At 48.4% G+C, this 13,894-nt stretch carries 11 protein-coding genes; 9 read left to right on the top strand and 2 right to left on the bottom strand.

The window, feature by feature from the left end:
- The 4 genes from PJF56_RS07120 to PJF56_RS07105 all read left to right on the top strand — a co-directional run.
- A partial coding sequence (locus PJF56_RS07120) for a putative Ig domain-containing protein (protein ID WP_283761956.1) occupies window positions 1–2,752 on the top strand: 2,752 nt, incomplete at its 5' end.
- A 62-nt stretch (window positions 2,753–2,814) separates the two neighbouring features.
- Window positions 2,815–3,276, top strand: coding sequence for a DUF29 domain-containing protein (locus PJF56_RS07115; RefSeq protein ID WP_283761955.1), 462 nt, complete (start codon window positions 2,815–2,817; stop codon window positions 3,274–3,276).
- Between the two features lie 18 nt (window positions 3,277–3,294).
- Window positions 3,295–4,113 (top strand): sulfotransferase, encoded by an 819-nt coding sequence (locus PJF56_RS07110; protein ID WP_283761954.1) that lies wholly within the window; start codon window positions 3,295–3,297, stop codon window positions 4,111–4,113.
- Window positions 4,114–4,205: 92 nt separating this feature from the next.
- Entirely contained in the window at window positions 4,206–4,934 is a 729-nt protein-coding gene (locus tag PJF56_RS07105; RefSeq protein WP_283761953.1) for a GNAT family N-acetyltransferase, read from the top strand.
- 40 nt (window positions 4,935–4,974) lie between these two features.
- Here the strand turns inward: PJF56_RS07105 and dnaG are convergent, their stop codons facing one another.
- Complete coding sequence (gene dnaG / locus PJF56_RS07100; RefSeq protein WP_283761952.1) at window positions 4,975–6,900, bottom strand: DNA primase; 1,926 nt, start codon at window positions 6,898–6,900, stop codon at window positions 4,975–4,977.
- Between the two features lie 59 nt (window positions 6,901–6,959).
- Here dnaG and tftA point away from each other — a divergent pair, with 59 nt between their 5' ends.
- The 3 genes from tftA (at window position 6,960) to PJF56_RS07085 (ending at window position 10,307) form a co-directional block, all read left to right on the top strand.
- A complete protein-coding gene (gene tftA, locus PJF56_RS07095; RefSeq protein WP_283761951.1) occupies window positions 6,960–8,333 on the top strand; it encodes a hormogonium tapered terminus morphoprotein TftA in 1,374 nt (457 codons plus the stop codon).
- A gap of 272 nt (window positions 8,334–8,605) precedes the next feature.
- Window positions 8,606–8,953 carry a hypothetical protein gene (locus PJF56_RS07090; protein ID WP_283761950.1) on the top strand — a complete coding sequence of 116 codons (348 nt, stop codon included), beginning with the start codon at window positions 8,606–8,608 and terminating at the stop codon, window positions 8,951–8,953.
- A gap of 244 nt (window positions 8,954–9,197) precedes the next feature.
- On the top strand, window positions 9,198–10,307 hold the full coding sequence (locus PJF56_RS07085) for a peptidylprolyl isomerase (protein WP_283761949.1): 1,110 nt from the start codon (window positions 9,198–9,200) through the stop codon (window positions 10,305–10,307).
- A gap of 297 nt (window positions 10,308–10,604) precedes the next feature.
- On the opposite strand, the gene PJF56_RS07080 is transcribed toward PJF56_RS07085, so the two are convergent.
- Window positions 10,605–11,441, bottom strand: coding sequence for a prephenate/arogenate dehydrogenase (locus PJF56_RS07080; RefSeq protein WP_283761948.1), 837 nt, complete (start codon window positions 11,439–11,441; stop codon window positions 10,605–10,607).
- 180 nt (window positions 11,442–11,621) lie between these two features.
- Between PJF56_RS07080 and PJF56_RS07075 the strand changes: the two genes are divergently transcribed.
- Together PJF56_RS07075 and PJF56_RS07070 are read left to right on the top strand one after the other, a co-directional pair.
- Window positions 11,622–13,217, top strand: a complete 1,596-nt coding sequence (locus PJF56_RS07075; RefSeq protein ID WP_283761947.1) for a pentapeptide repeat-containing protein — start codon at window positions 11,622–11,624, stop codon at window positions 13,215–13,217.
- A complete protein-coding gene (locus PJF56_RS07070; RefSeq protein ID WP_283761946.1) occupies window positions 13,201–13,551 on the top strand; it encodes a translation initiation factor in 351 nt (116 codons plus the stop codon). The genes PJF56_RS07075 and PJF56_RS07070 overlap by 17 nt, the downstream gene beginning before the upstream one ends.
- Window positions 13,552–13,894 lie beyond the last annotated feature (343 nt).

The following is a 13,894-nucleotide window of genomic DNA, read 5'->3' as shown; positions in this document are numbered from 1 at the left end:
TGCGACGACGGCTTATAGTTTGGGCATTACGGAAGTAGGGGTTAACGCTGCACCGACTGCGGTAAATCTGAACAATACCACCACCAGTTTACCCGAAGACACCAACACCACCAGCGCCCTGAAAGTGGCAGATATTGCCATTACCGATGATGGAGTGGGCACGAATAACCTGAGTTTAACTGGTGCAGATGCCGGTTCCTTTGAAATTAGTGGTTCGGAACTGTATCTGAAAGCCGGGACAACGCTTGATTTTGCCACTCAGTCCAGTTATGACGTGACGGTGGAAGTCGATGACACCACAGTGGGTGCAACTCCCGATGCGACGACGGCTTATAGTTTGGGCATTACGGAAGTTATTACTAACGCTGCACCGACTGTAAATCTGAACAACACCACCACCAGTTTACCCGAAGACACCAACACCACCAGCGCCCTGAAAGTGGCAGATATTGCCATTACCGATGATGGAGTGGGCACGAATAACCTGAGTTTAACTGGTGCCGATGCTGGTTCCTTTGAAATTAGTGGTTCGGAGCTATTTCTGAAAGCCGGGACAACGCTGGATTTTGCTACTCAGTCCAGTTATGACGTGACAGTAGAGGTGGATGACACCACAGTGGGGGCGACTCCCGATGCGACGACGGCTTATAGTTTGGGCATTACGGAAGTAGGGGTTAACGCTGCACCAGTTGTCCAGACTCAGATAGCTGACCAAAGCCTGGAAACTGGGAACAGTTTCAGTCTGGATGTTTCTGGGAATTTCAGCGATCCTGATGCTGGGGATACCTTAACTTATAGTGCAACATTGGCTAATGGCTCGCCGTTGCCTAGTTGGTTGAGTTTCGATAGTGTAACAGGGCAATTCAGCGGCACTCCGACTGATAGCCATTCTGGTGCGTTCGGGGTTCAAGTTACGGCCACAGACAGCAGCGGGGAAAGCATTAGCGATTCGTTTGGGGTGGGTGTTCAAGCGGCAGTGCCAACTCCCACACCAATTCCCACACCAACTTCCACACCCATACTGACGAGTATAATAGTGAACCCTGTTTCCTCCGGTTTCGGCAGATCCTTCCGCTTCGGCAGCTTCGTCCGCCGCGCCTTAATCCACACCACACGAGGCCGCGACCGCGACGAGATCGAGGCCTTACACGCCGAATTAGAAGCATCCCGCATGAGCATTCAAGACGGCCCCATTGCTGGAGCCACCGCCTTCCTGGATACCAACTTCAACGGCATCCAAGACAGCGATGAACCCGGTGCAACCACGGATGCTGCGGGCAACGTCACCCTGGATATCTCCGGCAACTTCGACCTCAACGGCAATGGCACGCTCGACTACGATGAAGGAGACTATGTAGTCGTGGGTGGCACCGATGCCATCACCGGCCAACCCTTTAGCGGCACATTGCGGGCAGTCCCCGGTTCCACTGTGGTGACTCCCCTCACCACCCTGGTTTCTGCTCTCGTAGACCTAGACGTTACTCCAGAAGCGGCTGAAACCCAGCTCAAAACCGCCTTGGGACTCCCCAGCAACATCGACTTATCCACCTTTGACCCCATCGCAGCAGCCCAAGCGGGTTCCAGCCAAGGGTTGCAGGTGTTAGCTGCCCAGGTAGCGGTGCAAACCCTGATTAGCCAAGTCAGCAACGTCATAGGAACCAGCCTCGGTATCGCAGGCAATGGCTTAGATGCCCTGGTGACTGCTAACTTAGCCATTGTTTTAGAATCGGGTAGTTTCAATCTGGGCGACTCCAGCGCTATCCAAAGCCTGGTCAATAGCACCGCCAATATCTTTACTGAGTTTGATGAGACCTTAAACGTTGAATCAATCACCAACAACTCGGCACAACTAGCGCAAGTCATCGCCGCTAGTAACGAGCAAATTCTCACCGCCACCAGTGCCGAGGACATCTTCCAAGCGCAAAAAGTGGCTCAAACCAGCGTCACTCAAGATTTAGTGGCTGCTTTCAGTGGTACAAAATCCTTTGACGAAGTGGTTGCCGAAAATACTGGCGCGGCACTCGCCAGCCAAGTGAGCGCCGCCACCATTAACACAGAGGCATTAATTAACACCTTAAACTACGCGGTTATCCTCAACAGCCCACCTCCCCACGACCTAATGCTTGGAGATGCCAGCGCCAACACTCTGCCCGGTGGAGTGGGTAATGATACCTCGTTCGGTGGTGCGGGTGCGGATTACCTGCTCGGCAATCAAGGAGAAGATGTCCTGCATGGCAATGCCGGAAAGGATACCATCCACGCGGGACAAGGGAACGACTTAGTACGGGGTGGTCAAGATGATGACTGGGTTTGCGGCGATTTGGGCAATGATACCCTGGGGGGTGACTTGGGTAATGATACCCTACTCGGCGGTATGGGAGATGACTGGGTAGTAAGTGGCGATGGGGATGACCTGGCCCACGGCGGTCAAGGCAATGACCAAATTTCCGGCGGTGCAGGTAATGATACGGTCTCCGGAGACCTCGGAAATGATACCTTGTCTGGTGGTGCAGGGGCGGATCGGTTTGTGCTGGCAGCCGGTCACGGTTCAGATATCATCACCGATTTCGCCGTTGGTGAGGATGTTTTGAACCTGATGAATCCCCTGACGTTTAGAGATTTAACGGTTACTCAAGTGACCGGAAGTTCGGGAGTAGAAACCCAGATTCGGGTTAGTGCCACCAATGAGTTACTGGTATCGTTGACGGGGGTTAGTGCGAATGCGGTAACGGCGGAGGTGTTTGTGGTGTAAGATTTCCCTTAATCCCCCTTTTTAAGGGGGAATTGTTCATCTTGATTTTGAGGTTGGATGGAATGGATTCTCAAGTTAAGATACAGTTGTCATTTTTATATGAAAAAGATTATTACCTTTGGCTAGAGACAACGGTGGCTCAGTTGCAATGTAATAATATGGAAGCCGTCGATCTCGAACATTTGATTGAGGAGTTAGAAAGTTTGGGGAAACGGGAGAAACGTACCATTTCTAGCTATTTAATGCGACTTTGCGAACATCTGCTGAAGATTCAGTATTGGGATGCAAAGCGAGAACGATGCTTACGAGGCTGGAATACGGAAATCACCAATTTTCGGATTGAAATTGCAGAAGAATTGGACAGTAGTCCAAGTCTGAAACTATTTTTAGAGGAGAATTTTGTTAAGCAGTATCGAAATGGAAGAAAGCTCTTTCTGACAGCGAGCGAGTTGGATGAAGGACTGATTCCCGATTCTCCTGAGTTTACCTTAGAGGAGGCTTTGGATGAAAATTGGCTACCCTAAAACAATTGTTCTTGGATTATGACTAACCTCCATTTTCTCTATCTGACTGGACTCCCTTGCTCTGGAGGTGGGTTTTTGAGCCAACTGTTGAATCAGCATCCAGAGGTGTATAGTGACTTGAGCGCTTCTCCCCTGTGCGATTTAGTTGTTAATTTCCGGTCATTTATTTCGACGAACCCTCAAGTTAAGGACTTGTTGAGCCAGGATTTTCAGGGGACAATGGGGCGATCGCACCATGGTATCCAAGGCTTTATCCAGGGTTGGTACTCCCAGGTGTCTGAGCCTTGGATCGTTGATTTTCATCCCCAATGGCTGCAACATTTAGACTTAATCCATTTACTCGATCCTAATTGTAAAATGGTGGTCTGTGTGCGAGAATTAGGACAAGTGTATGCCACCATTGAACGCCAGCATCAGAAGACTCTGTTGTTAGATTTTCCAGAGAAAATCGCCGATCTCTCAAGGACTGAACGAGCCAAACAATTCTTTTCTCCTTCAGGTCGGATGGGTTCTTTCCTGAATACCTTGGAGCAAGTGCAAGACTTAGAAGAAACGTTGCAACAACGGCTGTTTTATGTGGTGTACGAGCATTTAATGAGCGATCCTCAAGAGGTGTTGACGGAGTTACTCAAATGGCTAGATCTGGCCCCCATTACGGCTGATTTAGGCAGTTCTGCTCTGTTACTGAGGTCTCCCGCTTCGTTCAGTAAGTATGGTGAAGAAGCTTATGATGGCGATCGCCCTCTGGTTCGCTATCCTCTGCCCAACCGGTTTGAAGTGACGATTAAACAAAATTTCAGTTGGTTTTATCGCCTATTTTATCCGGGTTTGTTATAACAGTTTATTAATATTATGGAGGGCGGGTTTACCTAAATTGTCGTTATGCATCGAAGTTCTTGGTGAACCCGCCCCTACCCAGAAAAATGATTATGAATCTTAAATCGCTGATTATACACCAAGGCCGGTCTCTAACCTTGAGAAGAACGATACCCGATGATGCGCCTTTGCTGTTTGAAAAAATGTACTCGCGCTATGATTTTATGCGCTTATTTCGCCTGAACGATCGCGCAGACACCGTGGAGAAGGTGCGAGAAAAGCTGATTCGGCGATCTCATGGTAGTCCTGCCCAAAGCGGTTATCTGGAATGTTTGCTCATTCACAAGATCTATGGGGCGATCGGCATTATTGCGGCGGCTGAATATACCCCTTTACATCGAAAAGCAGAGTTATTAGTCGGGATCTTCGATCGGGAACATCGATCCGTTTCTCATGGGATTGAAGCCTGTGTATTGATGACAGATTTGATTTTTAACGCCTACCATTTACATCGATTCTACGCTTATAGCTATGGATATAATCAGGTGGCTCATAGCTGCTTAGTTTCTGGAGGATTTGCCCTCGAAGGAATCATGAAAGAACACCTATACGATCCCGTCAGTCAAGAGTATGTGGATATGCATATTTTTGGCATGGTTGAAGCTCAAATGCGTGCAAATCCTCGAATAGCTCGCCTATCCAAACGCTTAGTGGGACGAGATATTACCCAACCCTTAACTGCTCCTCTTCCTCCACCGGATTTATCCAAAATTCCCGAACTTTCAAGCGCTGCTTCTAAACAAAATCCCTCTTTTTTCGTTAAATCAGGAACATTGAAATGATACAGCATTTTTCTTGCTGTATAGCGCAAAGGACTGTCATTCAAATACTACTCACTAATTCGGAAACCGTGGTACTTCGCAGGCGTTCACATTCTTTTTCTCGCTGCTTATTGTAAACTAACTGCTCCGTGAAGTATTCATAACCGTGGAGATCGAACTTAGGATCGATCGTAGCGAGGCGCTCGGCGGCATAGCGGCTGCGTTTGCGACATAAAATTTGCTCTAAGGTTAAAGCGGCTTTGTCGATGGATAAAATGGGCTTTTGAATATCAGAAAAATGTTTTTCTTGCAAATACAATAAGGGATGAAATTGCTCGCTATACTTGGGAAAATGCTCAACTCCATTTTGCAGCTTAGAGATTAAATCGGGAGAATTTACGGGTAAGGTTTCCCGTAGGCTTTCAATCTGTGACCAGAGGAAACGATGGGGGGCGCATTGGAACGTGAGATGGCGATCGCCCATAATCTGTAAAAAGTACGCTCTGGCTTCCGGTGCATGGAGATAAATCCGTAAAATCAGGCTCTCAGTCTCGAACAGCAACCGGTCTTCTGCGGTGATGTTAACCTCAATTTTGGGAACTTTGGGATTATGTTTGGTTTTGGGGGTACGGCGCAGGCGCTGGATCTGTTTTACTAAGTCTTCGGCGATGAATTTGAGGCGATCGCCGTTTCCTTGGCTGAGATACTCTGCACAGATATTAATATAGTAGGTGCGGGTGGTCGTATCTTCAATTTGGCTCAGGAGCTTCACCCAGGCTTGCGCCACCTGTTGAAAGCGATCGGCAGCTCGCAGATCTTTACCCTTTAAGCTTTGTTCAATTTGCCAGTCAAGCCACAAGGGAGCCTGTTCTACTAACTCTAAATAGGGTTGGGGACTCGCCGATGTTTTCAGAAACTCATCCGCATCTTTCCCTTGGGGAAGATTCAGAATTCTCAGTTGCATTTGCCCTTGATAGACTAAATCGGCAATTTCCGATATCGCTCGTTCCGTGGCCGTCGTTCCCGCTTGGTCGGCATCAAAATTAAGGATAATCGATTTTGAGGGCGTATAACGCAGTAGCTTTTTCACCTGAGACGCGCTTAACGCCGTTCCCAAAGAGGCGACAACCTCAGAAATACCGGCTGCATGGAGGGCGATCGCATCAAAATACCCCTCCACCACGATCGCCCGATCCTGTTTAGATATCGCTTGTTTAGCCCGATCTAAGCCAAATAACAAACTCCCTTTATCAAAAATCGGCGTTTCTGGAGAATTCAGATACTTCGGTTGTGCATCGCCCAAAGATCGCCCCCCAAACCCCACAACTCGTCCCTGGATATCGCGAATGGGAATCATTAGGCGATCGCGAAACCGGTCATAATAACTCGCCCCCGACTTGCGCTCGATCGCCAACCCCGCTTGCTCCACCACCTTCACAGAATAGCCCTTCACCTCCACCAAATAGCGATATAACGTCTGCCATCCGCTCGGTGCGTACCCCAACGCGAACCTCTGGATTGTCTCCTCAGACAAGCCTCGCTGCCTCTTCAAGTAGGACATCGCCTCCTCTGCTTCCGGTTGATGCAGAGCATGTTGGAAGAAACTGGCAGCAATGGCAATAACCTCGTATAATTGTTCCTGGAGAGACAACTGACGTTGAAACTCTTCCCGCTCCTGAACATCCAATGTGCGTATGGGGACTTCATAGCGTCGTGCTAGATCTAAAACCACTTCCCCAAAAGAACTATTATCCAACTGTTTAAGAAAACTAATCGCATTGCCGCCCGTCCCACAGCCAAAGCAATAAAACATCTGCTTAGTGGGACTCACCGTAAAACTAGGGGTTTTTTCCTCATGGAACGGACACAGCCCCACAAACTCCCGTCCCCGTTTCTTCAGCACCACCCGTTCCGAGATCACCTCGACAATATCAACCCGTTGCTTAATCTCTTCGATGGTATCTGGATGCAGTCTTGGGGTACTCATGGCTAACAAAACCAAGGATAATATTCACAGTTTATAGGGAATAGAGAACTTAAAGCATTATGGGACGAATCTTTCTATCCGCCGGCCATGGAGGATTTGAAAACGGAATGCGCGATCCAGGGGCGATCGCTGGAGGAACCACGGAAGCCAAGGAGATGATCCAACTGCGAGATTTAGTCGTGGCCGAATTGCGATCGCGCAATCTCGAAGTTCTCAGCGTTCCCGACGACCTCAGCGAAGGCCAAACCATCACCTGGATCAACAGTCGCGCTCGCTTTGGAGACATCGCCCTCGAACTCCATGCGAACGCCTTCTATAACCCTTCCCTGCGCGGAGCCAGCGTCTTTTACATCGCCAATAACGACGAGCGTCGCGCCCATGCCGAATTAATCCTCTTAGCTCTGCTGCGTCGCGTTCCCCAACTGCCCACCAGAGGCGCAAAACCCGATAGTAATAGTGGTCTCGGTAGACTCGTTTTTATTCGTAATATTTATATTCCCTCCCTGTTCATGGAAGTGGGATTAATCACCAACCCAGAAGACCGGGCCCTGATCCAAAATCGTCGCCGGGATATGGCCTTGGGGATCGCCGATGGACTATCAGCTTGGAACCGTAGCATTAATCCCTCTCCCAGTCCATCTCCGAGTCCTTCACCCACCCCTTCATCCCCTATTTATCCTCCCATAAATATTAAGATCAATGGTCAAATTTATGGGGAAGAAGGTATGATTGTTAACGGAAATTCTTATATCCCCATTGATTTAGTTGACCAATTGGGCATTGATTTAACCCAAGACCCCGATGTACGCCGGATTAATTATCGAAATATTGTATATGTGAAGGCGATCGAGCTGCGAGACTATAACATTTCTGTGGGTTGGGAAAATGCCACTCGCACTGTAGTGTTGCGATCTATCTTAAAACTCTGTCCCGGTGAGCTAGACCGGATTATGGGCCATGGGAAAACAACCGAAGTCCAACTGATGATGTTCCTCAAGGCCAACAATGAAAAAGGACTCGAGCAATTTCCCGATTTGCCTCGTCTCTACCGGGAAGAAGGAGCCATTGAAGGGGTTAATTATGATATTGCCTTTGCCCAAATGTGTTTAGAAACTGGTTTCTTAAGATTTGGCGGAGAAATTCAACCCAATCAGAATAATTTTGCTGGCTTAGGAGATGTGGGTGGAAACGCAGCCGGTGCATCCTTTCCCAGCGCTCGCATCGGTGTACGGGCCCAAATTCAACAACTGAAAGCCTATGCAAGTACAGAACCCTTAGTTCAAGAATTAGTCGCGCCCCGATTTCGATTTGTCACCCGTGGAATTGCTCCTTTAGTTGGCCAGCTTAGTGGCCGTTGGTCAGCCGATCCTCAATATGGACAGCGCATTCTATCGATTTTACGTCGGTTATATGAGTCGGCAGGATTGATTTAAATCACAGGAAAAAATTCATTCGATCACTGATAATTTTTAGGAAATTTCACAAAATTTTCAGGATCATTAAGAATGAATAAACAAATAGGGTTAACGTTCAATTGTTCACCATACTTGAGGAATTCAAGAAATCATAACAGATGAGTAAAATCGTAGTAACGAACACAACTTTTATAAAGTTGAATTGCTATAATAATACAAAAGTTAACAATATGTAAGGTTGCTCAATCTAACTCAATCCAAGATGTAACAGAACTCAATGAGGTGTGGCTATGTTAAGTACTGATGATAAACAAAGACTAGAAGTTCTCGGCCGCAAGTTCAAAGCGTCGAAAGCGCCGTATCACATGATGATCGACAGCTTGCTGAGTCCAGATACGACCTTGCTGTATATGGCTTGCTTACATGATGATGGTCGGATCGATCAAGATGAACGAGAACTTTTAGAGTGGTTTAAGCAATTTTCTGCCCAATCGGCTGAATTATCTCTTTCAGAGCAACGAGAAATGATCAATTCAGCATTCCATGGGTATTATTCCTATCGCAATCAAGGACACAAAAGTAAAACAGTCAGCCTAGAGGCCCAAGAGGTTGAATCGAAGAAATCTTCGGTTGCCTAAGTAGAATAATTCTAAGCTCTAATAGAGTAAACAAATATCCCGCGATCGGTACAGGAATCGCGGGATATTTCTCTATATTTTAATCATCCTCCTTGATATGAGTTCCCCATCTCCCCATCTCCCCATCTCCCCATCTCCCCATCTCCCCATCTCCCCATCTCCCCGTCCCCATCTATGAGATGATAAAGCCTAGGGTTGCTCAACCCAGAGCTGATACTTGTGAAGCGATCGCGATAAGATTTCCATGATTCATATTCTAAAGTCCTTATTCAAGGCGACCTTGGTTTTTGTGCTGCTCCTGACCTGTTGGGTGGGACTCAGTAGCCCCACTCAAGCAGCGCCGAACCGGGAAAGTCGCCTCCCTGGTGGAGATGCCATTACCGAAGGTGATGCCCTTTTGCGCTATGCCCTACCCATTGAGAATCCCACCATCTTTAAGATCCAAGGGGACATTGAATCGATTATTGCCCCCATTCGGGGAAGACGTTGGAGTGCGGCAAGCTCTAGCCTCAGTGAAGCGGGTTTTTTGCTATCCACCCGTAGTGAAAACATTTTAGCCAGTATTCCTGAATCTCGGCACTCTGAAGCTCAAGAGGTTTTAGACCAACTGAGCGCCGATCTCAACCTGCTTCGAGATCGAGTAGCAGAACAAGACAAAATAGCCGCCTTTGCCACTCAAAAAACATGCCTCTCGGAAGTAGAAACTCTGGAAAACCTGATGGTGCAAGGGTTTCCCTATGAAGTCCCCTCAGAATATAGCGCCTTACCTCAGTTGAAAGGACGGGCAACCGTAGAGATTGAAACAGAAAAAGGAAACTTAACGGTTATCGTTGATGGCTATAATGCACCAGTGACGGCTGGGAACTTTGTGGATCTGGTGTCAAGAGGATTCTATGATGGTCTGCCGATTAACCGTGCAGAAGAATTCTATGTCGTGCAACTCGGCGATCCTCCCGGCCCAGAAGAGGGGTTTGTCGATCCCGACACCAAAGAGGAACGCACAATTCCTTTAGAAATTAGGGTACAAAGCGAACCTGAACCCATTTATGAGTTTACGTTAGAAGAGATTGGACTCTACCGCGAGGAGCCAGTTTTACCCTTTTCTGCCTATGGAACCCTAGGCATGGCTCGCCCCGATGACGATCCCAATGGGGGTTCGTCTCAGTTTTTCTTCTTCCTATTTGAACCGGAATTAACGCCTGCGGGCTTAAATCTGTTGGATGGTCGCTATGCCGGTTTTGGCTATGTGGTTGAGGGAGAGGAAGTGTTGCCGGAGCTGAAAAAAGGCGATCGCATCATCTCAATGAAAGTGATTGAAGGGGCAGAAAACTTAGTCCCAGGGCAGACGAGTTAGGAGATAGGGAGATAGGGATATGGGGATATGGGGTGACGCGGTGACGCGGAGACACGGGGACGCGGGGACGCGGGGACGCGGTGACGCGGTGACACGGGGACGCGGGGACGCGGGGACGCGGGGACGCGGGGACGCGGGGACGCGGGGACGCGGGGACGCGGGGACGCGGGGACGCGGAGAATGGGATGACTCTATGGAATTTAGGGGTATCTGAGGGCTGCTATAGATGGACAAAATGAAAATCATTCACTTGTAAGCACTCCCCCACTCCCCCACTCCCCCACTCCCCCCCATTCCCTACAAAAACTTGGGTCGCCCTTGTTGGGTTTTCTGTAAATACCCATCAAGGGCGGCCCAATCTTCGTTTTCAATCCAGGTGAGGACTCGATCTAAACCTTGGCGATAACTTAAGAGGGATTCTCTCAGCGCCTCTCGATTGTATTGAGCCATCATGCGACCCAATTCTGGGTTGCCTCCCCCCACGCGACTGGTATCGGCAAACCCCGAACTGGCCAGTTTTTGGGCTAAATCTTGCACGGAGTCCACCGGTCGATCGGTGCAAGTAGCAATTAATCCAGCACTGACAAAAACGGGTAAATGGGAAATCAAGGCCACCGCTCGATCGTGGTCTTGGGGTGAACAATGATACACCTTTGCTTGTAGCGATCGCACAATTTTCGTCACCTGCTCTAAAGATTCAGGTGGGGTCGTCTCCACTGGGGTGAGAACATAGGGCCGATCTTTAAATAATCCCAACTGGGCCGCGCCTAACCCTTGTGCTGCCGTTCCTGCCATGGGATGACCGCCGACAAAATTGGGCCAAATTGGGGCCAAAGACTCAACAATTGGCGTTTTAACCGACCCGACATCCGTTACAATTGTGGCCGGAGAGAGCCAAGGAACCAATTGTTGGGCGATCGGCACAATCAGACCCATAGGAGTACAAATAAAAATGATCTCTGCTGGTTTTAATTGGCTTAACTCAACACTGGCTCGATCCACCACCCCTTGTGCAACGGCTGCCTCACAGGTCTGGGGATTACGGCTAACTCCCAAAACGTCCCAACCGAGCGATCGCAAAGTCAATCCTAATGACCCACCGATTAACCCTAAACCAATGATGCCTACTTTCATTACCCACCTATCCATTCAACCTATTGAGTATTTCTGTAACCCAATCCCAGACCCCAATTTAGCCATCAGAGTCAGAGGATCGGGTTCATGATCCCCAGTTCCCCATCATCCCAGTTATCCAACTTGATGGGTAACCGATACCAACGCCAGTGTACCTCAATCAATCTCTAGGAAATCGCCATGGACGAAGAGGAAGTGCTTAATCGGTACGAAGCCGGAGAAAGAGATTTCATGGGCATCTTACTCACCGAAGCCAATTTGAGTGGAGTGAACTTGAGTGAAGCCAACTTTAGTGGGGCCAATCTCTGTGTTGCCAACCTTAGTGGGGCTAACCTACAAGGCGCAGATCTAAGTAAAGCCAAACTCAATGTCGCTCGGCTCAGTGGTTGTAATCTCACCAAAGCCAATTTCAACCGCGCCATTCTCAATGTAGCTAATTTAGTACGTGCCGATCTCAGTGGTGCAACTTTAGTGCAAACGGGCCTGATTCGGGCCGAACTGATTCGCGCTCAATTGAGTAACGCTAATCTCAGTCGGGCGAACTTGACGGGAGCTGATTTACGAGAAGCCACCCTACGTCAAGCCAATCTCAGTGGCGCTAATCTGAGTGAAGTGGATTTGCGCGGCACATCCATGATTGCGGCCAATCTGGAAGGGGCCAATCTCCATGGAACAGACTTAGGCCGAGCAGATTTGAGTGGCTCAGATTTGCGAGATGCCGATTTACGCCACGCCAATCTCAGCCGGGCTAATTTAAGTGGGGCCAATTTAAGTGGGGCCAATCTGCGCTGGGTGGATCTCAGTGGCACGAATCTCAGTTGGGCCGATTTGAGTGAAGCTAAATTGAGCGGAACTAATTTAATTGGAGCCGATTTAAGTAATGCCAATTTGGTGAATTGTAGTTTGGTTCATGCCGATTTGACCCAAGCGAATTTGATCCAAGTGGAATGGAGCGGCGCAGATTTGAGTGGGGCAACGTTAACCGGGGCCAAGCTCCATGGAGTGTCTCGCTTTGGCTTGAAAACGGATGGCATGAGTTGTGAGTGGGTGGATTTAAGTCCAGATGGCGATCATACCCAGGTTTATCATTTTACACCGGACGAGTTTAAGCAGTTTTTTAATCCCACTCCGCCCACGGTGAGTATTACCGTAGATGCACAACTCGATCATGCGGCGACGTTTGTGTTATCGGCGTTTTATTATCAGATTGCTGGGCAATATCCAGGGATGCATCAGCCTCCGAGTATTAAGGTGGGCTATCGCCGGACAACGTTGATTTTTCGGTTAGACCGGGATGAGGAGCTGTTGCCGATCGCCTATTTAGCTATTTTACCGTTTAAGGATTGTACGGCCACCCAACGCAATATTACGGAAGTGATGGAGATTATTCGCTCTCCGGATATGGAGGAGTATTTGACGATTCGAGACCGCAAACGGATTAAGCAAATTAGTAAGGCTCTGAGTCAGGTGATGAGTCGGGTTGTCCGGGTGAAAGTGGGGGGAGATTTGCCTAATCCACCGGGTTCGGAAGAGTTCTTTTCTGTGCCGACTCAGGTGAGTTTGACTAATTCGAGCGATCGATCGTTGAATATTTATTTTCATCCCTCGTTTGGTAAGCGTTTGATTAATTCAGCCGCTTATTTTCAGACCAGTGAAACCAACGCGATTAAAATGCAACAGTTGTCTGTGCCGACGGCGGAAGTGGTGGCGGATTTTATCCGTGGATTCTATATTTTGGAGAAGTTAGGAAATACGGAACATGGGTTCTCAAGGTAAGTCAAAATCGGGCGATCGCCTAGTTTATCAAGAGTTTGGTCGAGGTGGGAACACCGAGAATCGAGATTCGGTGCAGGTGGATGTGCCACCGAATCAACAAAACCTGAAGGTGGAGGTGTCTCGCAAGGGGCGCAAGGGAAAAACCGTGACGGTGGTGCAAGGGTTTCAACATTCCCAGGAAACGTTGTCCGCTCTGTTGAAGCAGTTGAAAGGTCAATGTGGAGCGGGGGGAACTTTGAAGGAGCAAACGTTGGAAATTCAAGGGGATCATGGACAAAAAATGATGGATTTCTTATCACAAAAAGGCTATAAAGTCAAGCGTTCTGGCGGGTGAGGTCAATGAATAATGAATAATGAACAATGAACAATGAACAATGAATAATGAACAATGAACAATGAACAATGAACAATGAATAATGATCTCAAATCCGGTTAATTGGTTAAGAAGCGGGCAAGATGCCCGCACTCCTCGAATTCTTTGATAGGACTGGAGTGGGAGCATCTTGCTCCCTGGATTTTTAATTAGGGTATTTCCGCTTCACGGACATGAATAAGCTCCCTGGATTTTTAATTAGGGTATTTCCGCTTCACGGACATGAATAAGCTCCCTGGATTTTTAATTAGGGTATTTCCGCTTCGCGGACATGAATAAGCTCCCTGGATTTTTAATTAGGGTA

Origin of the sequence: Roseofilum halophilum BLCC-M91, assembly GCF_030068445.1 — a bacterium.
Lineage (GTDB): Bacteria > Cyanobacteriota > Cyanobacteriia > Cyanobacteriales > Desertifilaceae > Roseofilum > Roseofilum halophilum.
The sequence above is the reverse complement of the archived record's forward strand: the minus strand, read 5'-3'. Positions and strand labels throughout refer to the sequence as shown.